Here is a 23,021-nt window from a genome sequence, read left to right on the forward strand (position 1 = left end):
GCCCGTTCGCAGGACGCGGGCGATAGATGCGTGGTCCGGCCGGCAATGTCAACGCGGCCGCCGCTTCTGCGCAAGCGGGTGGTGCTGGCCGACAACCTTGGCCAGACGCTCCTGCGCTACATGGGTATAGATCTGGGTGGTGGCGATGTCGGCGTGGCCCAGCATCTGCTGCACGCTCCTGAGATCGGCGCCATGGTCGACGAGGTGTGTGGCAAAGGCGTGGCGCAGCACGTGGGGCGAGATCCGCTCGCGCGCGATGCCGGCTTCCGCCGACAGCTGCTTCAGGAGCTGCGCGAAGCGTTGGCGCGTGAGATGTCCGGCTTCGCCGCGCGAGGGAAACAGCCAGGGCGAGGTCTGGCCCTTCGGCAGGAAGCGGTCGCGGACCTCTAGGAAGGCACGCACGGCGGCGACCGACGGTTGGGTCAAGGGCACCAAGCGTTCCTTCTCGCCCTTGCCCTCGACCAGCAGCGTGGCGGTGTCGCGCTTGAGGGCGGCGAGCTTGAGCCCGACCAATTCGGAGACGCGGAGCCCGGTTCCATACAAGAGCTCGAGCATGGCGACGAGCCGCAACCCTTCGGGGCCGGCCATGCCGGCGGCGGCGGCGATGAGGCGGCCCACTTCCGCCTCTTCCAGCACCTTCGGCAGCGGTCTGCCGAGCCGGGGACCGTCGATGGCGCCGGTTGGGTCATCGCCGCGCACGGCCTCGGCGAAGAGAAAGCGATGAAACTGGCGGAGCGCGGACAAACGCCGTGCCGCGGTGCGGGGCTGAAGCCCCGCGGCGGCGAGCCCAACCAGATAGGCGCGAAGGTCGTCGGCGGTTCCGGACTCGACCGGACGCCGCCGGCCAGCGAGAAAGCCGGCATAGTCCTCGAGGTCGCGCCGGTAGGCAGCAAGCGTGTTGGCGCTGCCGCCGCGCTCGGCGGCGATCATCTCGAGGAACGCCTCGACATGGCGCGAAGGAGCCATGGCCACCCTTCGGACCTAAAGCCCGGCTGCGATGGCGGCCTCAAGGGCGAATGCGCGCGCTTCCTCCGCAAAGTCCACCGCACGCAGCCGTTGCACCAAGAAGCCGAGCACCATGGCAGGCTGCTCGGCCAAGGCAGTCTCGCCCAAGGCGATTTCGGCGAGCGCCACCGACTCGGCGAGGCGCCGTTCGTCGCTGGCGGCGGCGAGCGCCGGGAGGAGCCCCGCCGGCGGCAGCGCCGCCGGACGGCGTGTGGTCAGGGTCACCAGATCGCGCCACAGGAGAGGCGGAACCTTTTGTCCGGAGGCTTCGATCAGGATGAGCGCGGTCGCGATGCGCGGCTCGGTTTCCGCCTCGGTTCCCTTGAGGCTCCGCCGCCAGCTCTCGAAACGCTCCTGCTGCCAAGCGCCGGCGCTGGGCTGCGCCAGGGTGTTGAGGAGCCAAAGACCATCGAGCGCCCGGCGCGCGTCGGGAAGCCGCGGCGCCTCGGCCTCGAGCATGCCGATCCAGCGTTGCGCCGCATCCGCCCGGCCGGCGGCCTCCAGCGCCCTTGCCAGCGTCGCCGCCAGGCCCAAGAGCTCGCCCCGCGGCTCCAGAGCGGCCAGATCGGCGGCATAGAGCCGAGCTTGCTGGGCATAGGCCTGGGGACTTCCGGCGAGCGCCAACGCCCGCTCGATGAACGGCGTACGGGCCGGGGCGGAGTCCTTCTGGCGGACTGCTTGCCAGAGAATGGCGCGCCCCCAGGGTCCCTTGTCCATCTCCGCAGCACTCACCGCATTCGCCAGCGCCTCGGGTGCTACTTCGACCGACGCGTAGAGCTTCTGCAGATCCCCTGGGCTCCAGGCACCCGCCGCCTCGATCCGCTCGCCGGCGGCGAGCCTGATGGGCCCTTCGGCATTGACGCTGAGCGCGATGGCGGCCATGAGGCGCAGGTCTCGGCTGGAGGCGGCGTCGGCCGGGATCGGCCGGTGCGCGGCGCGCAGCATCGCCAGATCGAGCGGCCGCGGCTGGACAAGCGAAGCCAAGCGCGCCCGCTCGTTGCCGGCGAGCGCATCCATGAGCATGGTGAAGGTCGCATCCTCGGCGAAACCCTGTTCGGGCAGCAGGCGGGCCGCCAAGTCGGCCTTCTCCTTGTCGCCGTCGAGCATCAGGCAGAACGCCTGGCCGCGCTGCCAGACTTCGGCGCGGCTGCGGGCGAGGTTGCGGCGGACCTCGGCGCATCCGCCGGCCACATCATCGACGAGCCAGGCGGCGTCCACCTTGAGCCGCGCCAGGCGGTCGTCGACGTCGCGCTGGGGGATGGATTGGAGGAGCCGGTTCACACCGATGAGATCGCCCATCTGCAGGAGCTTCTCGGCGCGCAGCACGACGATCCGAGTCTCGCCGGCAGCACCCTCGGGATTGAGCGAGGCGGAGAGCAGCAAGCGACGCTGCAGATCGAAGAGGGCACGGCTCGCGGGTGCGCTTGGCAATAGGCCGAGCAGCCGCTCGGCGATGGGACGCGGCGTACCGGCCCACATCGACAGGGCGAGCGCCCGCTCGCCTGGGGCGAGCGCGCCCACCGTGTCGGCTTCGACCGATTGCAGGGTGTCGACCTGGAAGCCGGCCGGTGCCTGCGGCGCCGGCGGCTGCACGCCTGCCGGAGCGACCGCCGGCGCGCCGCTCTGGGCGGGCAAAGGCGCGGCTGCGGGCGCGGCCACATCGCTCGGCGTATCCGCTGCGGGTGCGCCGGGCGATGACGGGGAGGGGGCGGGCGTCGTCGCCGCCGCCGGGGGCCGCGGAGTCAGCCGAATCGGCGCCCCGCCCGTCTGCGCGGCGGCGGGGGCCGCGCCGAGGAGCAGGAGGCCGAGGCAGACGCCGCGGCCGAGGCGGCTAGCGGCTGAAACGATCATTGGGAATGACACGCTCGACCTTCGTGCTGGGGGCGGGAATGGTCCAGGTAGACAGCACCACCGCAGCCACTAGCATCAATGCGCCGATGCCGGCGACCACGATCAGCGCAATCCTCGAGTTCTTCACAGGCGTCCCCTGACATGCGCTTACCGAAAGCCGCCTCGGCGACAGCCCGGCGGAGTAATGCTAGAGTTTAACCGTGGCGAATTTGCGACACCACCCACGGATGCCGAGGATGATTTTCGGCCTGACGACGGCCCGCCGCCGAGGCGCGTCGGACGGCCGGCTATGGCCGGAAATGGCGGGTACGGGCGCCTCTTGGCGCACACTGCCATGACCCAGCCGCCGCTCTGGGTGCTGCCGCGCTCGGTGGTCCTGGTCGGACTCATGGGCGCCGGCAAGACCTCGATCGGTCGCCGCTTGGCGACTCGGTTCCAGCTGCCCTTCGTCGATGCCGACCAGGAAATCGAGGCGGCCGCCGGCTGTGCCATCGAGACCATCTTCGAGCTGCATGGCGAGGCGGCGTTCCGCGACTGCGAGCGCCGGGTGATCCGGCGCTTGCTGGAACGACCGGTCCAGATCTTGGCGACCGGGGGCGGGGCCTTCATCGATCCGGAGACGAGGGCCTTGGTCCGCGACCGGGCCATCTCGCTGTGGCTCCGGGCGGAGCTGGAGCTCCTCCTCGACCGCGTCGCCCGCCGCACCAATCGGCCATTGCTGAAGCGCGGCGAGCCCCGCGAGATCCTGGTCAGGCTCATCGCCGAGCGCTATCCCGTCTATGCCGAGGCCGACATCGTCGTCGACAGCCTCGATGCGCCGACCGAGGTCACGGTAGAGGCGGCGCTCGGCGCCTTGCGGGCGTTCCTCGCGCACGAGCGCGAGCGGGTCAGCTCGTGAACGACGTCCCATCCCAGAGCGTGATCGTGCCGGTCAGCCTCGGCGAGCGCGCCTATGAGATTCACGTCGGCCCCGGCCTCATCGAGCGCGCCGGCGGGCTCATCGGCCGGGTGCTGCCGCAGCCGCGCGTCGTCGTCGTCAGCGACGAGACCGTCGCCCGTCTGCATTTGGCGCCGCTCGAGGCCTCGCTCACCAAGGCCGGCATCGCGCATGATCGCGTCGTCGTGCCCGCCGGCGAAGGAAGCAAGGAATTCGGCCCGTTCGCGCGGCTCATCGAAGGTCTGCTCGATGCCGGCCTCGAACGCCGAACCACGCTGGTGGCGCTAGGCGGCGGCGTCGTCGGCGATCTCACCGGATTTGCCGCAAGCGTGCTGCTGAGAGGCGTGCCCTTCGTGCAGATTCCAACCACGCTCTTGGCCCAGGTCGACAGCTCGGTCGGCGGCAAGACCGGCATCAACACCAGGCACGGCAAGAACCTCGTCGGCAGCTTCTATCAGCCGCGTCTGGTCCTGGCCGACACCGGCACGCTCGATACGCTGCCGCGCCGCGAGCTCCTGGCCGGCTATGCCGAGGTGGTCAAATACGGGATCATCGGCGATGCGCCGTTCTTCTCCTGGCTCGAGGCGCATGGGCCGGGATTGCTGGCCAAGGACGGGGCGGAGCGGCGGCGGGCGGTGGAAGTCTCTTGCCGCGCCAAGGCAGCGATCGTCGCCGCCGACGAGCGTGAGACCGGCGATCGCGCCTTGCTCAACTTCGGCCATACCTTCGCCCACGCGCTCGAGGCGGAGACCGGCTATTCGTCCGATCTCCTGCATGGCGAGGCGGTCGCCGTCGGCATGGTCATGGCGCTCACGCTGTCGGCCAGGCTCGGCTTGTGCGAGCCGGCAGCAGTCGAGCGCGTGCGCCGGCATTTGTCGGAGGTCGGGTTGCCGACCGGGCTTGCCGATATCGGCTCCCAGCGGTTCGAGGCCGGGCGACTCTTCAGTCATATGCAGCGGGACAAAAAGGTACGGGATGGCCGACTTGCTTTCATCCTCGCCAAGCGGATCGGAGAAGCCTTCATCAGCCGGGAGGTCGCAGCCGATGCGGTCCTGGAGCTGCTGGGCCGAGCCGCCGCCTGACCCGTGCTCGGACTTGACCCTGGAATCACCGTGACATGACGTTCGACTGGCTCGGCTCGCACATGATCGTCGTCGTCGTGGCGATCATCGTGCTGATCCTGATCTCGGCCTTCTTTTCTCTCGCCGAGACCGCGCTTACCGCCGCCTCGCGTCCGCGCCAGCACCAGCTCGCCCGCGAGGGCAACCGGCGCGCCGCCGTCGTGAACGAGCTCAGGGCCCAGAGCGAGCGGCTCATCGGCACGGTGCTGCTCGGCAACAACCTCGTGAACATCCTGGCCTCGGCGCTCGCCACCGGGGTGCTCATCGCCGCCTTCGGCGAGGCCGGCGTCGCCTACGCGACCGCGGTGATGACCGTGCTCATCCTGGTTTTCGCCGAGGTGCTGCCGAAGACCTTGGCGCTCAATGCGCCGGACCGGCTGGCTCTGGCGCTGGCGCCGATGATCCGGCCGGTGGTGCGGCTCTTGGCTCCGGCGACCCGCGCCGTGCAGCTCATCGTTCGCGGCGCATTGCGCCTCTTCGGCATCCGCATCAGCGCCGAGCTCGGCAGCGCGGAAAGCGAGGAGGAGCTGCGCGGCGCCATCGAGCTGCACAAGGGCCCGGGCGGCGAGGTCAAGGAGGAGCGCGCCATGCTGCGCTCGATCCTCGACCTGGATGACGTCGAGGTGGGCCAGATCATGAACCATCGCAAGAACGTGACCATGATCGACTCGGGCGAGCCGCCGGCGGCGATCGCCGAGCAGGTGCTGGCGAGCCCGTATACGCGCATTCCGCTCTATCGCGGCCAGCCCGACAATGTCGTGGGCGTGCTGCATGCCAAGGCGCTGCTGAAGGCGTTGCAAGCGGTCGGTGGCGACGTCAGCCGCCTGGACATTCCGAGCATCGCCGCACCGCCCTGGTTCATTCCAGAGACCACGACCTTGCTCGACCAATTGCGGGCGTTCCGCGCGCGCCATGAGCATTTTGCCGTGGTCGTCGACGAGTACGGCTCGCTCATGGGCATCGTCACCCTCGAGGACATCCTGGAGGAGATCGTGGGCGACATCACCGACGAGCACGATATCGCCGTCGCCGGCGTCCGTCCCCAGCCGGACGGCTCCTATATCGTCGATGGCTCGGTCACCATCCGCGACCTCAACCGGGAGTTCGAATGGAGCCTTCCCGACGAGGCGGCATCGACCGTGGCGGGCCTGGTCCTGCATGAGTCGCGCCGCATTCCCGATGTTGGGCAGGAGTTCACCTTCCACGGCTTTCGCTTTGCCGTGCTTCGACGCCAGCGCAATCAGATCACGCTGTTGCGCATCGCCCCGCCGAAAGCCGGCGGGGCCGGCGCCGCCGCCTGATCGGCCTTGGCTGGCTTATGGTGCGCTGCGTCATGAATTCCAGGATTCGCGCAAAACCGCTCCATAGCCATTGAAGCAGCGCCCGGGTGGCGTCACATTAGCTCTATGCGCGGCGCTCGGTGCGGCGCGCCAATACGATTGGGGGAAACATGAACCACCTCATCGTCCCCGATATCGTTCATGGCCAAACGCTTACCTTGATGGAAGAGGGCGCCAGCGTGCGGGAAGCCGCACGGATCATGGCGGAACGCCGAATCGGTGCTGTCATGATTGTGCGCGGCGAGCGCCTGGAAGGCATTCTCACCGAGCGCGACGTGCTGGTGCGGGTGGTGGCGCCTTCTCGCGATCCCGATACCACGCAGATCGGCGAGGTCATGACCCGCAACCCCGACACTGTCGCTCCCGACAGCCGGGCCATCGATGCACTCCTTCGCATGCGCGAGAAGGGCTACCGGCACTTGCCGGTGGTCGACAAGGATCGGGTCGTCGGCATGGTCTCGATCCGCGACCTCTATGACGCGGTCAAGCAGGAGCTGGAAGAGGACCTGCAGGAGCGCGAGGCCTTCATCTTCGGCAGCGGCTACGCCACCGCACCCTGAGAAGGCCGCAGAAGCGAGCGCGATCGCCGCCAAGTGGCCTCGGGCCCGGCACCCACACCTCGCGAGGAGGTATTTTCGCGACCTTGCCATGCTGGGCGGGCGTGGGTGCTTCGCCGTTGACGCGGCGGGGATAACCCTTATGTTCCCTTCGCTATCGCGCCGCCCTGTCCGTCGGAGGCCTATCTCCAAGAGGCGCCCGGCATCAGCCGAGGATGGTCGTCATGCCCCTGTCACCCGCCGTCGAGCGCGAACATCTGCATTTGCGCCAAATCGAATGCCGCGGGTTTCGCCGTGCCGATGGGCTCTGGGACATCGAGGGTCACATGACCGACAGCAAGACCTACGGCTTTCCCAATAAAGCACGGGGCCGGATCGAGGCCGGGGAGGCGCTGCATAACATGTGGCTCAGGATTACCATCGACGACCACTTCGTCATTCGGGCGGTCGAGGCGGTGACCGACGCCGGCCCGTTTTCGCTCTGCGGCGACATCACCCCCAACTTCCAGAGGCTCTGCGGTTTGCGCATCGGGGCGGGCTTCACCGGGAAAACCCGCGAGCTCTTGGGCGGGGTTGAGGGCTGCACGCATCTGGTGGAGCTCTTGGGCCCGATCGCCACGACGGCATTTCAGACGCTGTTTTCCGAGCGCCGTCGCCGTGCCGATGGCGATGCGGCCGCACCGGCACCCAGCAGCGGCCAGCAGAAGCGGCCGCGCCTGTTGGACAGTTGCCATGCCTTCCGCGCCGACGGTCCGATCGTCAAGGACACATGGCCGGGTTTCTACACCGGCCAATGACGCGGAACTAAACCGGGCTCGGCAGCTGGGGAAGACCGAGGGCTCGAGGCAGCAGGCGCAGCGCCTCGGCATCGGCGATGAGCGCGCCGTCGCCACCGGTCCGTCGCTCGAGATCGCGGGCGAGCGTGCGGTAGTAGGACAAGATGAACACCCTGACCGCCGAGGTCAGGCTGGAGCGGCGGCGAAGCCGGTGCACCATCGTGCAGAGCTCGTGCAGCGAGCGGCCTTCGCGCTCGGCGATGTCGGCGAGCGCGCGCCACATATCCGGCTCCAGGCGCATGCTCGTGCGATGCCCGGAGACGACGATGTTGCGGCTGAGGAGGGTGCTGCCCATGGCGTGCGCCGTACGATTGTAATGACTTAACGACGATACCAGATCTCCGTGCATTGAATTTTAGACAACTGCCGTATTTCAGCAACCCCAAATACGGCCTTTGAGCAAAATTAATTTAACCGGGGTGCGGAGGCGTTTTTCCGGCCCTAGGAGCGCTCCCCGCGGTTGCCGGCCTCTTCGGGCGTGACCGTGGTGAGCGAGAGCGCGTGGACCGGGCCTGCCAGCTCCTCCTTGAGGATCGCATAAACCAGGCGTTGACGCTCAACCCGGGATTTGCCGGCAAAGGCGCTGGCGACGACGGTCATGCGAAAATGCGTCTCGCCCCCGGGCCGCGCCCCGGCGTGGCCCGCGTGCTGGTCCGACTCGTCTATGATCTCCAATTGCTTGGGATCGAGGTTTTCCTTGATTTTGCGACGCAATCGATCGGCGACCGCGGCCATGGAGAACTCCTGAAGGTGACGATGTCGCGAGCACGATTGGGAGCATCGGCGAGCAAGTCAAGCAGGCGGGGCCTGGTCCCGGCATGGCCTTGCCGTCGGCGCTGCGGCCAAAGAGCGCGGCCGCGTTCATCCGGCTGCGGCTTGCGAACCCCCGTTGGCGCTTCCATACTCAATTTTGCGATGCCTAGGTCTGCGAGCCATCACGAGTGGATGCCCGAGCGTCTTCGGCCGGGGTTGCGCGGGTGCGACCACCCGGGCTGCGCGGCCGAGGGCAGCTTCCGGGCGCCGCGCTCGCGCGAGCGCCTGAACGAGTATTTCTGGTTCTGCCTCGAGCATGTCCGGGCCTACAACGCCGCTTGGAACTATTACGAAGGCATGAGCGAGGACGAGGTCGAGGCCTCCGTCCGCGCCGACGTCACCTGGCAACGGCCGACTTGGCCGCTCGGCGGCCGCATCGGCGAATCGCGCAGCTCCGGGGCTTTCGGCGCCGGCTTCCGCTACTGGCGGGCGGAGGTTCGCGATGATTTTGGCTTCTTTGGGGAGGGTGGCGAGGCTGGCCACGGTGCGCGCGAGCGGCCGCGGCGGGAAGCCGATAGCGAGCATGCCGAGGCGCTCGCGGCCATGGAGCTGGAAGCGCCTTTGACCCTGGTCGAGCTCAAGGCGCGATACAAATTTCTTGTCAAACAGCACCATCCCGACGCCAATGGCGGTGACAAGGCCGCGGAAGAGCGCCTGAAGGTGATCAACCGCGCCTACACCACGTTGAAGAAGTCACTCGCCGCTTGACTGCGGCGGGCGGCTGCCTCTCCTTACGCCTTCGTGACCGAGCCGTTGATAGCTACGAGGAACCATGCCCGCTGCATCCTTGACCGAGTCATCCCACCCGCTGGCTCTGCCTGACATCAAGATCTCCGTGCGGCAGTCGTTCGGTATCGACTCCGACATGGAGGTGCCGGCTTTCAGCCTTGGCAGCGATTATGTGCCGGATATCGACGAAGCCTACCGCTTCGACCGCGATACCACCTTGGCCATCCTCGCGGGCTTTGCCTACAACCGCCGTGTGATGATCCAGGGCTATCACGGCACCGGCAAGTCGACCCACATCGAGCAGGTCGCGGCCCGCCTCAACTGGCCCTGCGTGCGCGTCAATCTCGACAGCCACATCAGCCGCATCGATCTCATCGGCAAGGACGCCATCGTCATCAAGGACGGCAAGCAGGTGACCGCCTTCCGCGAGGGCATCCTGCCCTGGGCCCTGCAGAACCCGACGGCGCTGGTGTTCGACGAATACGATGCCGGCCGCGCCGACGTGATGTTCGTGATCCAGCGCGTGCTCGAGGTCGAAGGCAAGCTGACCTTGCTCGACCAGAACCGCATCATCCGCCCGCATCCATCCTTCCGGCTGTTCTCGACCACGAACACGGTCGGGCTCGGCGACACCACCGGCCTCTATCACGGCACCCAGCAGATCAATCAGGGCCAGATGGACCGCTGGAACATCGTCTCCACCCTCAATTATCTGCCGCATGACGACGAGGTGAACATCGTGCTGGCGAAGGCGCCCAGCTACGACACCGACGCCGGGCGCAAGACCATCTCGGCGATGGTGGCGCTGGCGGCGCTCACCCGCTCCGGCTTCATCGCCGGCGACATCTCCACCGTCATGTCGCCGCGCACGGTGATCACCTGGGCGGAGAACGCGCGCATCTTCAACGACATCGGCTTCGGATTCCGCGTCACCTTCCTGAACAAATGCGATGAGATGGAGCGCTCGACAGTCGCCGAGTACTACCAGCGTTGCTTCGGCACGGAGCTTCCGGAGAGCGGGGTCAAGGCGAACCTGGTGTAGGGGCCATGGCAGGACCAAGCGGATCCAGGGACGGCGCCCGGCACGCGACCGAAGCGCAGATCGAAGATTTCAAGCGCGCGACCTCGGCGGCGCTCCGAGCCATGGCCGACCGGCCCGAGGTGGAGGTGAGCTTCGGGGCCGATCAGCCGGGTCTGACCGGCACTCGTGCCCGGGTGCCGCAGGTGCCGCGCGATCTCAAATCCGGCGAGGTTGCCCATGTCCGCGGCGAGTGTGATGCGATCGCCCTCAAGATCAGGCACCACGACCGCAAGGTGCATCAGCGGCGGATGCCTCAGGGGCAGACCGCGCGCGCCATCTACGAGGCGGTCGAGCAGGCGCGCTGCGAGGCGATCGGCGCCCGCCGGATGGCCGGCGTCGCCGAGAACCTGACGGCCGCACTCTCCGACCGCTACCGCCGCAAGGGCTTCGAGCGGATCAGCGAGAAGAGCGACATGACCTTGATCGAGGTCATGCGGCTGTTGACCCGCGAGACTTTGACCGGGGCGCAGCCGCCGAGCGCGGCGCGCAACGTGGTCGAGCTCTGGCGTCCATGGGTGGAGAGCCGCTGCAACGAGGATTTCAAGGATCTGGCGCGCGCCATCGACGATCAAGAGTCCTTCCAGCGCGTCGCCCGCCGGCTGATCGAGGACCTCGATCTCGAGGGGGCGGAGGATTCCGAGACCAGCGAGGATCAGGAGCAGAACCAGGGCGAGGACGACGCCGGCGACAGCGATCCCAATTCCGAGTCCGGCCAACGCGGCACCTCCGACAGCGACGCCTCCTCGAGCATGGCGCCCGACATGCAACCGGGTGAGGATTCCGAGGAGGGGGCGGAGGAGGCCGAGGGCGAGATGTCGCCCGGCATGGGCGACGAGCAGCCGGGCAATCCGGGCACGCCCAATCTGCTCCGTGGGCGCAACAACGAGCGCCAGGAGGCGCCCTATCGCGGCTTCACCACCGAGTTCGACGAGGTGGTGCAGGCCGACACCTTGTGCGACGGCGAGGAGCTGACGCGTCTCCGCGCCCTCCTCGACCAGCAGCTGAGCCATCTCCAGGGCGTCATCGGCAAGCTCGCCAACCGGCTGCAGCGGCGCCTGCTCGCCAAGCAGAACCGATCGTGGGAATTCGACCTCGAGGAAGGGTTGCTCGACGCCGGACGGCTGTCGCGCGTGGTCACCAACCCGATGCACCCGCTCTCCTACAAGGTCGAGAAGGACACCAAGTTCCGCGACACCGTGGTCTCGCTGCTCATCGACAATTCCGGCTCGATGCGCGGCCGGCCGATCACCATCGCCGCCATGAGCGCCGATATCCTGGCGCGCACCCTCGAGCGTTGCGGCGTCAAGGTGGAGATCCTGGGCTTCACCACGCGGGCCTGGAAGGGCGGCCAGAGCCGCGAGCGCTGGATCGCCCAGGGCAAGCCGCCGAACCCGGGCCGGCTCAACGATCTCCGCCACATCGTCTACAAGGCCGGCGACGCGCCATGGCGGCGCGCGCGCAAGAGCCTCGGGCTCATGCTGCGCGAGGGCATCCTCAAGGAGAACATCGACGGCGAGGCGCTCTTATGGGCGCATAACCGGCTGCTCGCGCGCACCGAGCAGCGCCGCATCCTCATGGTCATTTCCGACGGCGCGCCGGTCGACGACTCGACCTTGTCGGTCAACCCCGGCAACTATCTCGAGCGGCATCTGCGCGACGTCATCGAGTACATCGAGACGCGCTCCTCGGTCGAGCTCACCGCGATCGGCATCGGCCATGACGTGACCCGCTACTATCGCCGTGCCGTCACCATCGTCGATGCCGAGCAGCTCGGCGGCACCATGATGGAAAAGCTGGCCGAGCTGTTCGACGAGGACGAAGGGCACGACGAGCGCCCGAAGCGCGGACGCCGGGCGGCGCGTCCGCTGTAGCGCGACAAACTCAGACTGCCCCCACCCCGACCCTCCCCCACGCTGACGCGCGGGGGAGGGAGCAAGAGGTGACCTCTCTACTCCCTCCCCCAGCTTGCTGGGGGAGGGTCGGGGTGGGGGCGATCGGCGCTCGGCTTCAGCGCGTAGTGATGCGGCCCTCAAGGGCGGGCGAGACCGTGCCTTTGGCGGCGATGTAATCCATCACCTGGTTCGCCGTCAGCTTGGCGGCGCTGGGGTCGATGAGCGACTTGCCCTTCTTCAAGACCTCGAAGCCGTCGCCGCCGCCGGCGATGTAGTCGATGGTTGCCACCTTGTAGACCCGGCCCGGATCGAGCGGCTGCCCGCCGACCTTGACCTCGAGCACGCGGCTGCCCGCGGCCTTCTTCGGATCATAGGCGAAGCTGAGACCGGAGACCTGGAGGAAGCGGCCTTGCTTCTCTTCGACGCGCCCGACGCTGTGCTCCAGTGCCGCCAGGAGATCGCTGCCCTTGAGCTCGAGCAGCACCGTGGTGTTGCCGAAGGGCAGCTCGGTGAACACGTCGCGCCTGGTCAGCTGATAGCCCGGATCGTAGGTGCGGTTGCCGCGGATGCCGCCGCCATTGGCGAGCGCCACCTCGGCGCCCAAGGCGGCCCGCATCGCATCGGCGATGAGGTTGCCGATCGCCGCCTCTTCCGCCCGCACCACGGTGGTGCGGCTGTCGAGCGGCGTGGCGGAGGTGCCGATCTTGACGCCGAGCTCGGTGTCGAGCTTGTCGGTGTGGCGCTTGACGAGGGCGGCGATATCGGGATCGGGTGCCACGTTGTAGACCGCATGCATGCGCCAAGCCGGCACCACGGTGATCCGAGGCGGCCCGGATTGCTGCGCCGCACGGGTGACGGTGAGATCGACCGCGGCCAGGAAATGCGCATCGAACCCGGCCTTGTGGATGAGCGTGCTGCCCTCGTAGAAGGTGATCGGGTCGTGGTCGTGGCCGCCGAGTACGAGGTCGATACCCTTGACCCGGCGGACGAGCTCGCGGTCCTCGGCGATGGTCAAATGGGTGATCGCCACCACGATTTCCGCACCTTGGTCCTTGAGCGCCTTCACCGCTTCGCCGGCGCTCTCGATCATCGGCGCGAAGATGATCTCCTTGCCGGGGCTGGAGAGCGTCACGGTCTCGGGTGTGGTCAGGCCGAAGAACCCGAGCTTGAAGCCGCCGACCTCCTTCATGACGGTCGAGAGCGCGGTGCCGAACGGCTTCTTGTCGGGGCCCAGAACATTGGTCGCGAGCCAGGGGAATTTCGACTCCGCCATGCGCTGCTTCAGGACATCGTCGCCGAAATCGAACTCGTGATTGCCGAAGATCGCCAGATCGAGGCCGACAGCGTTCATCAGCTCGACCATTTGCTGGCCTTTGGTCAGCCCCGACATGAGCGAGGGCGAGATCAGATCGCCGCCGAAGGTGGTGACGGCGTTCTGGGCTTGGGCGCGCTCCTGCTTGAGCAACGTCATCAGCGGGGCGAAGCCGCCCCAGCCGCGCGCGGGCGCGATCTCGTAGACGTCGTTGGTGTGGAGGAAGGTGATCTTTGCGGTTTGGCCCCAGGCCGTGCCGGCGACGAGCGCCAAGGCAAGGACGGCAGCCAGCAGCCGTGAACGACGAAGGAATTCCCACATGGCCCAGCTCTCCCCGCGAAAGCGACAATCTTCGAATTCGGCGGGAAGCCTAGCGCGGACAAGGCCGAGGAGGCTAGAGCGCTTGCGGCGAAGCCGCACCGGGAGCGGGGCGGCCCTCACGACCCAGATTCCCTTTGGACGTTCAAGCAACTGTGCTTTGACCGGAGGGGCCAAGGAAGCAAGAATGCCGGCCCTGCGGCGGAACGGCCGCAGGGGGGAGGGCCGGACGCGTTCCGGCTTCGGTTCCTCCCGAGGGGGGCCTTTCAAATAAGCAGGGGAGACAAAAGCAATGCTCGACGACGTCAAGAACGTGTGGCCGGATTCCTCGGTATCCCGCCGTGGTTTCGTGTTCACCTCGGCCTTCGCCGCCGGTTTTGCGCTCACGGTTCAGCCGATCGCCGCGCAAACCGTGATCTCGACCGACAGCACCGGGCTCGAGGCCGGCATGATCGAGGTTCCGACCTCAAGCGGGAACATTCCAGGTTATCGCGCCCTGCCGGCCCAAGGCGGTCCGTTCCCTGTCGTGTTGGTGCTGGAGGAAATATTCGGGCTCCATGAACACATCAAAGATGTCTGCCGGCGCTTCGCCAAGCTCGGCTACTACGCCATCTCGGTCGAGTACTATTCTCGCTTGGGCGATGTCTCGAAATTGGCGGATATCCAGCAGGTGCTGGCGATCGTCACCAAGACACCCGATGCGCAGGTGATGAGCGACCTCGATGCCGCAGTCGCATTTGCCAAGGCATCCGGAAAGGCCGATACCGCTCGCTTGGGCGTCACCGGCTTCTGCCAGGGTGGACGCATGACCTGGCTTTACGCCGCGCACAACCCCGGGCTGAAGGCAGCGGTCGCTTGGTACGGTCCGATCGCGGCTCCGACCAATGATGTGAGACCGAAGAATCCCATCGACCTGGTAGCGGAAATGAAGGCGCCCGTCCTCGGCCTCTACGGCGCCGCCGACACGGGGATCAAGGTCGAGGATGTCGAGAAGATGAAGGCGGCGATGGCGGCCGCAAACAAGCCGGCCGAATTCATGATTTATCCGGAAGCCCCGCATGGCTTCAACGCCGACTACCGGGCGAGCTACCGCGAGGCCGCGGCCAAGGACGGCTGGCAGCGCCTGCAGGCCTGGTTCAAGAAAAACGGGGTCGCTTAGTAGGACCCTCACCCCGACCCTCTCCCCCGGTGCGGGAGAGGGGGCACGACACTCGCCCTCTACACCCTCTCCCGCATCGCGGGAGAGGGCTGGGGTGAGGGTCGTAGTGTCTGGTGGCTCTACACCCCGCCGACCAGCGTTGCCTTGAAGAAGTCGATGGTGCGCTGCCAGGCTTGCCTAGCGGCGCGCTCGTCGTAGCGGTCGCCGGCGGTGTCGTTGTGGAAGGCGTGGTTGACGTTCTCGTAAGTGTTGAGGGAATAGCGCACCCCCGCCGCCTTCAGCGCCTTCTCGAATTCCGGAATTCCGGCATTGATGCGCTGGTCGAGCCCGGCATAGTGCAGCAGCAGATGTGCCTTGATCTTCGGCACGTCGCTCGCGGGCGGAACCTCGCCATAGAAGGCGGTCGCGGCGGCAAGCGGTGCCGGTGCCGCGACTGCGAGCCGATTGATCACGCCGCCGCCCCAGCAGAAGCCGACCGCACCGACCTTGCCGGTGCTGCTGGCATGGCTGCCGAGCCAATTCGCCGCGGCGACGCAATCGGCCGCCGCCTTGCCGCGATCCAACGCCTCGATCTTCTGGCGCGCTTCGTCGGCATCGGCGGGGGTCCCACCCACCGGCGAGAGCAGATCGGGCGCCAGCGCCAGGAAACCTGCCACCGCCGCGCGCCGCGCCACATCCTCGATATGCGGATTGAGTCCGCGATTTTCATGAACGACGATGACCGCAGGCCAACGATTGCCGGTTTTCGGATGGGCGAGATAGGCTTTGATGGAACCGGTGGCGCCGGGATAGCTCACGCGCTCAGCGACGAGGCGCGGGTCGTTTGCCGGAATCATCTCGGCCCGCGCGTAGTTGGGTTCGAGCATCGGCAGGAGTGCCGCGGCCGCGGCGGAGCCGCCGACGAGCTTGGCGAGCCGGTCGAGGAACACCCGCCGCGGCAGCGGCGCATGGGTGTACTCGTCGTAGAGCTGGATGATGCGTGGATCCATGTCCCTGGACCTCCTCGGCGCCCTGGTTTTTGGTGATGTGGCGGAAGCCTTGGCCTTGAGCTAAGTACAAGCGGCGCTCGCGGACAAGCACTTCCGAGCCCGCTGCCATGAGCTCCCGATGACCGCCTCGCTTCGCTGCCGGCTGCTGATGATCCACAACCCCACCGCCGGACGGCGTCGGCGGCGCTACCTCGCCGCCGTTCTCGATGCGCTGGCGTGCGAAGGCTGCACCACCACGGTCATGGCCACGGAGCGGCGCGGCGATGCCGAGAGGATGGCGCGGGAAGCCGAGCGGGTCGATGCCGTGGTCGTCGCCGGCGGCGATGGGACCGTCGCCGAAGCGGCAAATGGGCTCGTCGGAAGCGCGGTGCCGCTGGCGGTCGTCCCCCTGGGCACCGCCAATGTGCTGGCGCACGAGATCGGTCTGCCGATGGCGCCGGCATCGCTCGCGCGCGCGATCGCCCGGGGTCCCTGCCGCAGCGTGCACGCGGGCGAAGCCAATGGGCGGCGCTTCATGATGATGGCCGGCGCCGGTTTTGATGCGGGCGTGGTGGAGCAGGTGAAGCCCGGTGTGAAGCGATGGCTCGGCAAGGGCGCCTATGTGCTTGCGAGCGTGACCCGTGTCCTCGCCTATCGGGAGGAGCGCTTCCGTCTCGACTTGGATGGAAGCGAGCATGAGGCCGCCTCGGTGATCGTCGCCAAGGGCCACTTCTATGCGGGCCGCTTCGTGGTGGCGCCGATGGCGAGCCTGGACGAGCCCATCTTTCAGGTGGCGCTGTTTGAGCATCCCGGTCGCTTGCCGGCGATGGCGGCGATGGCCGCCATGGCGGCGGGCCGGCTCGATTGCTTGCCGGGATTTCGCATCCTCGCAGCGCGGAGCGTGATGATCGAGGGCGACGCCGGCGCTCCGATTCAAGCCGACGGCGACATCGTCGCCAGGGTACCCGCCCGCCTCGCCATCGCCCGCGAGCCGGTGCGGTTGGTGGTTGCGGCTTAACGCCTACCTGCCGGCGACGGTCATGCCGTCGATGCGCAAGGTCGGCGCATTCGCGCCATAGCGAAAGACGAGATCGCTTGCCGGGGTCAGATTGCGGAACATCTCGGTTAGGTTGCCGGCGATGGTGACCTCGCTCACCGGATAGGACTGCTCGCCGTTCTCGATCCAGAAGCCGTTCGCACCGCGGCTGTAGTCGCCGGTGACGTTGTTGACCCCGAAGCCCATGAGGCCGGTGACGTAAAAGCCCTGCTTGATGTCCGCCATCAGTGCCTCTGGTGTGAGCGGCCCCGGCTCCAGATAGAGATTGGTGCAGGAGGGGCCCGGCGGTCCCGAGGTGCCGCGAGCGGCATGTCCCGTCGTCCTGAGGCCGAGCTGGCGCGCGGAAGCGAGGTCCAAGACCCAGGTGGTGAGCACGCCGTCGTCGACGAGCTTCTGCCGGCGGCCGCCGATGCCTTCGCCGTCGAAGGGGCGCGAGCGCAATCCGCGCGGGCGCAAGGGATCGTCGACGATGTGGATGCCGGAGGCGAAGAGGCGCTGGCCGAGCTTGTCTTTGAGGAAGCTCGTACCCCGCGCGATCGCCGGCCCGGAGATGGCGCCGCCGAGATGGCCGAGAATGCTGTTGGCGATGCGCGGATCGAACACGACTGCGACCGAGGCGGTTTCCGCCTTGCGCGGGTTTAGGCGCTTGACCGCCTTCTCGCCGGCGCGGCGGCCGACGAGCGCTGCATCCTCGAGATCCCGGGCGAACACCGCCGATGACTGGTCGTAGTCGGTTTCCATGGCGGTTCCCTGACCCGCCAGCACCGAGACGCTGATGCCGTTGCCGGTGCGCACATAGCCCGCGGCGAAGCCGTTGGTGGCGGCGAGCGCCACGCTGGTGCGGCTCCATCCGGACTCGGCGCCCTCGGAATTGGTGACGCCCGGCACCAGGAGTGCCGCCGCCTCCGCCGCGGCCGCGCGGTCGATCAAGGCCTGGGGCTCCGGCTCATCCGGGTCGGCGAGGTCGAGGTCGGGAAAAGTGCGGGCGATTTCGGCGCTATCGGCCACGCCGCAATATTTGTCTTCCGGCGCTGCGCGCGCCATGGCGACCGCGCGCTCGACCAAGGCGCTGAGCGCCCGTTCGGACAGATCGGTCGAAGAGACGATCGCTTGCCGCTTGCCGATGAGCACGCGCAAGCCGAGGTCTTGGCTTTCGGAGCGCTCGAGCATCTCCGGCTTGCCGAGGCGCTGGCGGAAGGCCAGGGACTCGCTTTGGAAGACCAGCGCGTCGGCGGTTTCGGCACCGCTCCGCTTGGCGCGGTCCAGGAGCTGGCCGAGGAGATCGAGATGTTTGGAGGCGGCGGTCGAAGCCATGGAGGGTCTTCTTGCTCGAGGGGTGAAGCCAGGGAGGACTGGCGGTTCAGGGTTACCGGCGCCGCGGCGAAACGCGCCCGCGCCTCTGGAAGGGATCGGCAGCGGCCGCCCACGCTCTGGGACGGGGCGGGGCCTGGGTCTGCCGCGCCTGCAAGCGCTGCAGCAGCCAATGCACGAGATAGGCAGTGGCAAGCCCGAGGACAACCGCGCACAGCACCGCAGACGCCGCGCGCAGGCTCAAGGAGCCGACCCAGCGCAAGGACGCCAGCAACCGGCCCGCCGCCTCGTAAGCGGCTATCAGCGCCAGCATGCCGGCCCAATTGATGCCGAGCAGGGCGCGCCAACCCGTCGCCGGCGGTGGCGGCGGGATCGCGGGGGCGCTCGGGCGAACATAGGGCGCCAGTGCGGCGGTGAGTGCCGCGGCAATGGTCGGCACGAGATAGCGGACCCACCCGCTCTGGGCGATCGGCGCATCCACCAGCCAATCCCAGGCGATGTCGAGGCTGGTCCAGCCGATGAGGACGGCGGCGCAATCGGCGAGAAGGCGCCAGCAGAAGGTGAGCACGGCTTGCATCGCGCCTATTTCCAGATCGGCTTGCCGGAGCCGGGAAGCCCGTATTCGCTCCAGCGGCGGGTCACCTGCTCGACGATGTCGTCGGCCATGCGGATCTTGCGGCCCCATTCGCGCTTGGTCTCGGGCGGCCATTTGTTGGTGGCATCGAGGCCGATCTTGCTGCCGAGCCCGCTCTCGGGTGAGGCGAAGTCGAGATAGTCGATGGGCGTGTTTTCGACAAGCGTGATGTCTCGCGCCGGATCCATGCGGGTTGCGATCGCCCACATGACGTCCTGCCAGTTCCGCGCATCGATGTCGTCGTCGACGACGATCACCCATTTCGTGTAGGTGAACTGCCTCAGGAACGACCACACCCCGAACATGACCCGCTTGGCATGGCCGGGATAGGCCTTGCGCATGCTGACGACGGCGATGCGGTAGCTGCAGCCTTCGGGCGGCAGCCAGAAGTCGACGATCTCGGGGAATTGCTGCACCAGCAGCGGGATGAACACCTCGTTGAGGGCTTGGCCCAGGACCGAGGGCTCGTCCGGCGGTCGGCCGGTGAAGGTGGAGAGATAGATCGGCTGCTGGCGCCGGGTAATGGCGCTGATGGTGAAGACCGGGAATGGCTCGACCGCGTTGTAGTAGCCGGTGTGGTCGCCATAGGGCCCCTCATCGCCATGCTCCGTCAGCGAGACATGGCCCTCGAGCACGATCTCGGCTTCCGCCGGCACCTTGAGCGGCACGCTGACGCAGTCCACCAGCTCGACGCGCTGGCCGCGCAGGAGCCCGGCGAACTGGTATTCGGAGAGGGTGTCGGGGACCGGCGTCACGGCGGCAAGAATGGTGCCCGGGTCGGCGCCGATCACGGCTGCGGCAGGGAAGGGCTCGGGGCGTTCCTTGGCCCAGCGCTGATGGTGCTGGGCGCCGCCGCGGTGACGCAGCCAGCGCATGAGCGTGGTGTTGCGGCCGGTCACCTGCAGGCGGTAGATGCCGAGATTGTAGCCGTCCTCCCGGCGCATCCCCGGTCCCCTGGTGACGATGAGAGGCCAGGTGATCAACGGCGCCGGCTCGCCCGGCCAGCAGGTTTGTATCGGCAGCGCCCCCAAGTCGATATCGCCCCCCCGCAGCACCACCTCCTGGCAGGGGGCGCGGGAGACGGTGCGCGGCTTCATCGCCATCACGGATTTGAGGAGCGGCAGCAGCTCCAAGGCCTCGCGCCAGCCGCCGGGCGGCTCCGGCTGCTTCAGGAAGGCCAAGGTCTCGCCCACCTGCCGGAGCTCCTCCGGGCGCCGGTCCATGCCCATGGCGACCCGCTCGACGGTGCCGAAGAGATTGACCAGGACCGGCATGCCGTAAGCGCGGCTCTCGGCGCCGACGACGGTCTCGAACAGCACCGCCGGGCCGCCCTCGGCCAAGAGCCGGGTTTGAATCTCGGTCATCTCCAAGACCGGCGAGACCGGTGTCGACACGCGGGCGAGCTGGCCGGCGCGTTCCAGCCGATCCATGAAGTCGCGCAGGCTGGCAAAAGGCATGGCTGGGGTTGTGACCGGGCCTAGGGGCGCTGTCAACCTGGGGTGGCCTCGCTTTATGGCATTGTTGGCATGAATGCATGGCCTTTGCAGGAAGCTTCGATGGTCTACTGGGTCATTGGCGGCGAATATACCGGCACGGACTTCAAGACGCTCATCCCCGGAGCCAAGGAAGAGCGCCTCGGCCCGTTCGCCTCGTTGCGGGACGCCAAGGACGCGTGGGCGTCGCGGGCCTTTGCCACGGTCGACAGCGCGCATATCCGCTACCGCATCTTCGCTGAGAAGGACGGCAAGATGCGCCAGACCAAAGTCTCCCGCTCCAAGCGATCTTCCAAATCCAAGGATGTCGGCACGAGATAGCGCGCTACCTCTTCCAGCCCGTGCTGCGGCCGGTAGGCGCGACCCGGATCGCCCATCAGCACCAGGGCGCCGGCCGCCGCGTTTCGCCTCAGCCAGGAAATCACCCGCTCGGCCATCGGCCGCTCGTAGCAGAGGTCGCCGGCAAGGATCAGCGACCAGGCGCCCGGCGGATCGTCGAGCACGTCGCGCACCAGCACCTCGACGGCGACCCTATTGGCGCCGGCGTTGAGGCGGATCGCGGTTGCAGCGAAGCGGTCGATCTCGCTCAAGCTGACGGCAGCACCGAGCTTGGCGGCGGCGATGCCGGCGACCCCGCCGCCGGCGGCGAGGTCGAGCACGCTTTGTCCACGCACGGTCTCCGGGTGATCGAAGAGATAGCGTGCCAGCGCCTGTCCGCCGGGCCAGGCGAAAGCCCAGTAGGGGGGTGGCAAGCCGGAGGCCTCCAGGCTTGCTTCGGTCGCCTGCCAGAGCGGCACGACCTCGCTCGCCAGATAAAGCCGGAGCTCCGGCACCAGGGCGGCGACGGCGAGCGCGGTCTGGCTCAGCACGAAATCCTCCGGGTCCTGGGTGGCACCCACCCGGCTCATCCGCCCCAGAAGCCGCCGAGGATCGTGCCCAGGGTCACGATCAGGCCGAAGTCGCGGTTGCTCTTGAACTTGGCGAGGCAGTCGGCGGGATCGTCGATGTCGAGGCTTGCCACCTGCCATATGAGATGCAGCCCGCCCAAGGCGAGGCCGGCGTTGAACGGCCAGCCGCTTCCTGCGGCCTGCCCCGCGGCCGCCAGCAGCGTGAGCGTGGCAAGATAGAAACCCGCAAGCCAGGGACGGGTCCGCGTGCCGAGCAGCAGCGCCGTGGATTTGACGCCGATCAGCGCATCGTCGGCCTTGTCCTGGTGCGCGTAGATCGTGTCGTAGCCGAGGGTCCAGCAGATCCCCGCCGCGTAGAGCAGGAGGGAGGGTGTGCCGATGCGGCCATGGATCGCAACCCAGCCCATGAGCGCCCCCCAATTGAACGCCAGGCCCAGCACCAGCTGCGGCCAGTAGGTCACGCGCTTGGCCAAGGGATAGACGACGACGACGAGCATTATGGCCAAGCCGGTCACGATCGCCGGCCAATCGAGCTGCATGAGCACGGCGAACCCGATGAGGAGGAGCAGGCTGAGAAAGGCAAAGGCGCCCTTGAGGCCGATCGCGCCCGAAGCGAGCGGGCGGCTCTGGGTGCGCTCGACCAGACGGTCGATGTCGCGGTCGGCGAGATCGTTGATGACGCAGCCGGCGGCGCGCATCACCACCGCACCCAGGGCGAACAGCAGGAAGAGGCCCCAGGCCGGCGCTCCCGGGCTCGCCAGCGCCACCCCCCACCAGCAAGGCAGCAGCAAGAGCCAGGTGCCGATCGGCCGGTCGAGCCGTGCCAGGCGCGCATAGGGGCGCAGCGCTTTGGGCAGAAAACGGTCGACCCAGTCGCCGACACGAATGTCCGAGACGGTTCCGGGACTTTGGGTCATCGGCTAATCTTCCGGTGATGCAGGAGAAAGTCAAAGCGCGGCTCTATGTCGACCGCGACCTGGCCGACGGCTCGGCGGTCGGTCTCGGGGCCGAGCAGGCGCATTACCTGCGCAACGTGCTGCGCGTCGAGGCCGGTGCCGATGTGGCGCTGTTCAACGGTCGCGATGGCGAGTGGCGTGGGCATGTCGATGGCATCGGCAAGGGTTGGGCCTCGGTGCAGCTGGTGGTGCAGGTCCGGCCCCAGGCGGCCGAATCCGACCTCTGGCTGGTCTTCGCCCCGGTCAAGCGCACGCGCATCGATTTCGTCGTCGAGAAGGCGACCGAGCTCGGCGTCTCGGCGCTGTGGCCGGTCTTCACCCGCTACACCCAGATGACGCGGGTCAACCTCGAGCGGCTCAAAGCGACCGCGGTGGAAGCAGCCGAGCAGTCGGAACGGCTGACCGTGCCCGAGCTCTTGGAGCCCGTCGCGCTCGCCGAAGCGATTCAGCGCTGGCCCGCGGGGCGGCGGCTCATCGTCTGCGACGAGCGTGGCGGAGCGCCGCCGATGGTCCAGGCGCTCGACGGATTCCGGCCGCCGGCCGCCATGCTCATCGGCCCGGAGGGCGGCTTCGCCGACGGCGAGCTTGACGATCTCGCCAAACTCGACTTTGTTAGCCGCGTCGGTCTCGGCCCCCGGGTCCTACGGGCGGATACGGCGGCGATCGCGGCCCTGTCGATTTGGCAGGCGCTGGTGGGCGACTGGCGCGGTGTGTCGAGTTCTCGGCCCCGCTGATCGTCTATA

General features: G+C 67.8%; 24 protein-coding genes. 12 read left to right on the forward strand and 12 right to left on the reverse strand.

The window, feature by feature from the left end; translation table 11 throughout:
- Positions 1 to 48 precede the first annotated feature (48 nt).
- From xerD to HY058_05980, 3 genes are all read right to left on the reverse strand, one after another.
- A complete protein-coding gene (gene xerD / locus HY058_05970; GenBank protein ID MBI3496829.1) occupies positions 49 to 966 on the reverse strand; it encodes a site-specific tyrosine recombinase XerD in 918 nt (305 codons plus the stop codon).
- A gap of 15 nt (positions 967 to 981) precedes the next feature.
- The gene (locus HY058_05975) at positions 982 to 2,664 is read right to left on the reverse strand and encodes a hypothetical protein (protein MBI3496830.1); all 1,683 of its coding nucleotides are present in this window, start codon (positions 2,662 to 2,664) and stop codon (positions 982 to 984) included.
- Positions 2,665 to 2,836: 172 nt separating this feature from the next.
- The gene (locus HY058_05980; protein ID MBI3496831.1) at positions 2,837 to 2,983 is read right to left on the reverse strand and encodes a hypothetical protein; all 147 of its coding nucleotides are present in this window, start codon (positions 2,981 to 2,983) and stop codon (positions 2,837 to 2,839) included.
- A 207-nt stretch (positions 2,984 to 3,190) separates the two neighbouring features.
- On the opposite strand from HY058_05980, the gene HY058_05985 reads away from it, so the two are divergent.
- The 5 genes from HY058_05985 (at position 3,191) to HY058_06005 (ending at position 7,608) form a co-directional block, all read left to right on the forward strand.
- Positions 3,191 to 3,754: a shikimate kinase gene (locus HY058_05985; GenBank protein ID MBI3496832.1), complete on the forward strand. Its 564-nt coding sequence runs from the start codon at positions 3,191 to 3,193 to the stop codon at positions 3,752 to 3,754.
- Complete coding sequence (locus HY058_05990; protein MBI3496833.1) at positions 3,751 to 4,875, forward strand: 3-dehydroquinate synthase; 1,125 nt, start codon at positions 3,751 to 3,753, stop codon at positions 4,873 to 4,875. Before HY058_05985 ends, HY058_05990 begins: the two co-directional genes overlap by 4 nt.
- A gap of 35 nt (positions 4,876 to 4,910) precedes the next feature.
- Positions 4,911 to 6,215 carry an HlyC/CorC family transporter gene (locus HY058_05995; GenBank protein MBI3496834.1) on the forward strand — a complete coding sequence of 435 codons (1,305 nt, stop codon included), beginning with the start codon at positions 4,911 to 4,913 and terminating at the stop codon, positions 6,213 to 6,215.
- 149 nt (positions 6,216 to 6,364) lie between these two features.
- Entirely contained in the window at positions 6,365 to 6,814 is a 450-nt protein-coding gene (locus HY058_06000; protein ID MBI3496835.1) for a CBS domain-containing protein, read from the forward strand.
- A gap of 221 nt (positions 6,815 to 7,035) precedes the next feature.
- Positions 7,036 to 7,608: a DUF2889 domain-containing protein gene (locus HY058_06005; GenBank protein ID MBI3496836.1), complete on the forward strand. Its 573-nt coding sequence runs from the start codon at positions 7,036 to 7,038 to the stop codon at positions 7,606 to 7,608.
- Between the two features lie 7 nt (positions 7,609 to 7,615).
- Here HY058_06005 and HY058_06010 read toward each other — a convergent pair whose 3' ends face one another.
- Entirely contained in the window at positions 7,616 to 7,942 is a 327-nt protein-coding gene (locus HY058_06010) for a ribbon-helix-helix domain-containing protein (protein ID MBI3496837.1), read from the reverse strand.
- Between the two features lie 146 nt (positions 7,943 to 8,088).
- On the reverse strand, positions 8,089 to 8,382 hold the full coding sequence (locus tag HY058_06015) for a BolA family transcriptional regulator (GenBank protein MBI3496838.1): 294 nt from the start codon (positions 8,380 to 8,382) through the stop codon (positions 8,089 to 8,091).
- Between the two features lie 180 nt (positions 8,383 to 8,562).
- Here HY058_06015 and HY058_06020 point away from each other — a divergent pair, with 180 nt between their 5' ends.
- The 3 genes from HY058_06020 to cobT all read left to right on the forward strand — a co-directional run bounded on the left by HY058_06020 (position 8,563) and on the right by cobT (position 12,141).
- On the forward strand, positions 8,563 to 9,168 hold the full coding sequence (locus tag HY058_06020; GenBank protein ID MBI3496839.1) for a DnaJ domain-containing protein: 606 nt from the start codon (positions 8,563 to 8,565) through the stop codon (positions 9,166 to 9,168).
- A gap of 64 nt (positions 9,169 to 9,232) precedes the next feature.
- Positions 9,233 to 10,231, forward strand: coding sequence for a cobaltochelatase subunit CobS (gene cobS / locus HY058_06025; GenBank protein ID MBI3496840.1), 999 nt, complete (start codon positions 9,233 to 9,235; stop codon positions 10,229 to 10,231).
- Between the two features lie 5 nt (positions 10,232 to 10,236).
- On the forward strand, positions 10,237 to 12,141 hold the full coding sequence (gene cobT, locus HY058_06030) for a cobaltochelatase subunit CobT (GenBank protein ID MBI3496841.1): 1,905 nt from the start codon (positions 10,237 to 10,239) through the stop codon (positions 12,139 to 12,141).
- 136 nt (positions 12,142 to 12,277) lie between these two features.
- Here the strand turns inward: cobT and HY058_06035 are convergent, their stop codons facing one another.
- A complete protein-coding gene (locus HY058_06035; GenBank protein ID MBI3496842.1) occupies positions 12,278 to 13,795 on the reverse strand; it encodes a bifunctional metallophosphatase/5'-nucleotidase in 1,518 nt (505 codons plus the stop codon).
- Positions 13,796 to 14,084: 289 nt separating this feature from the next.
- Here HY058_06035 and HY058_06040 point away from each other — a divergent pair, with 289 nt between their 5' ends.
- On the forward strand, positions 14,085 to 14,951 hold the full coding sequence (locus HY058_06040; protein MBI3496843.1) for a dienelactone hydrolase family protein: 867 nt from the start codon (positions 14,085 to 14,087) through the stop codon (positions 14,949 to 14,951).
- A 119-nt stretch (positions 14,952 to 15,070) separates the two neighbouring features.
- On the opposite strand, the gene HY058_06045 is transcribed toward HY058_06040, so the two are convergent.
- A complete protein-coding gene (locus HY058_06045) occupies positions 15,071 to 15,940 on the reverse strand; it encodes a dienelactone hydrolase family protein (GenBank protein MBI3496844.1) in 870 nt (289 codons plus the stop codon).
- Between the two features lie 118 nt (positions 15,941 to 16,058).
- On the opposite strand from HY058_06045, the gene HY058_06050 reads away from it, so the two are divergent.
- Positions 16,059 to 16,937, forward strand: a complete 879-nt coding sequence (locus HY058_06050) for a YegS/Rv2252/BmrU family lipid kinase (GenBank protein ID MBI3496845.1) — start codon at positions 16,059 to 16,061, stop codon at positions 16,935 to 16,937.
- 3 nt (positions 16,938 to 16,940) lie between these two features.
- Here HY058_06050 and HY058_06055 read toward each other — a convergent pair whose 3' ends face one another.
- From HY058_06055 to HY058_06065, 3 genes are read right to left on the reverse strand one after another with little or no spacing between them, the layout of a single operon-like run.
- Entirely contained in the window at positions 16,941 to 18,290 is a 1,350-nt protein-coding gene (locus HY058_06055; GenBank protein ID MBI3496846.1) for a TldD/PmbA family protein, read from the reverse strand.
- 52 nt (positions 18,291 to 18,342) lie between these two features.
- Positions 18,343 to 18,864 (reverse strand): hypothetical protein, encoded by a 522-nt coding sequence (locus HY058_06060; protein ID MBI3496847.1) that lies wholly within the window; start codon positions 18,862 to 18,864, stop codon positions 18,343 to 18,345.
- Positions 18,865 to 18,869: 5 nt separating this feature from the next.
- Entirely contained in the window at positions 18,870 to 20,378 is a 1,509-nt protein-coding gene (locus HY058_06065; GenBank protein ID MBI3496848.1) for a UbiD family decarboxylase, read from the reverse strand.
- Positions 20,379 to 20,462: 84 nt separating this feature from the next.
- On the opposite strand from HY058_06065, the gene HY058_06070 reads away from it, so the two are divergent.
- Positions 20,463 to 20,735, forward strand: a complete 273-nt coding sequence (locus HY058_06070) for a DUF4170 domain-containing protein (GenBank protein ID MBI3496849.1) — start codon at positions 20,463 to 20,465, stop codon at positions 20,733 to 20,735.
- Here the strand turns inward: HY058_06070 and HY058_06075 are convergent.
- On the reverse strand, positions 20,639 to 21,322 hold the full coding sequence (locus HY058_06075) for a methyltransferase (GenBank protein MBI3496850.1): 684 nt from the start codon (positions 21,320 to 21,322) through the stop codon (positions 20,639 to 20,641). The genes HY058_06070 and HY058_06075 overlap by 97 nt on opposite strands.
- A complete protein-coding gene (locus HY058_06080; protein ID MBI3496851.1) occupies positions 21,319 to 22,239 on the reverse strand; it encodes a 4-hydroxybenzoate octaprenyltransferase in 921 nt (306 codons plus the stop codon). Before HY058_06080 ends, HY058_06075 begins: the two co-directional genes overlap by 4 nt.
- 17 nt (positions 22,240 to 22,256) lie before the next feature.
- Here HY058_06080 and HY058_06085 point away from each other — a divergent pair, with 17 nt between their 5' ends.
- Positions 22,257 to 23,012: a 16S rRNA (uracil(1498)-N(3))-methyltransferase gene (locus HY058_06085; protein ID MBI3496852.1), complete on the forward strand. Its 756-nt coding sequence runs from the start codon at positions 22,257 to 22,259 to the stop codon at positions 23,010 to 23,012.
- The last annotated feature ends 9 nt before the right edge of the window (positions 23,013 to 23,021 follow it).

Source organism: Pseudomonadota bacterium (assembly GCA_016195085.1).
Lineage (GTDB): Bacteria > Pseudomonadota > Alphaproteobacteria > SHVZ01 > SHVZ01 > JACQAG01.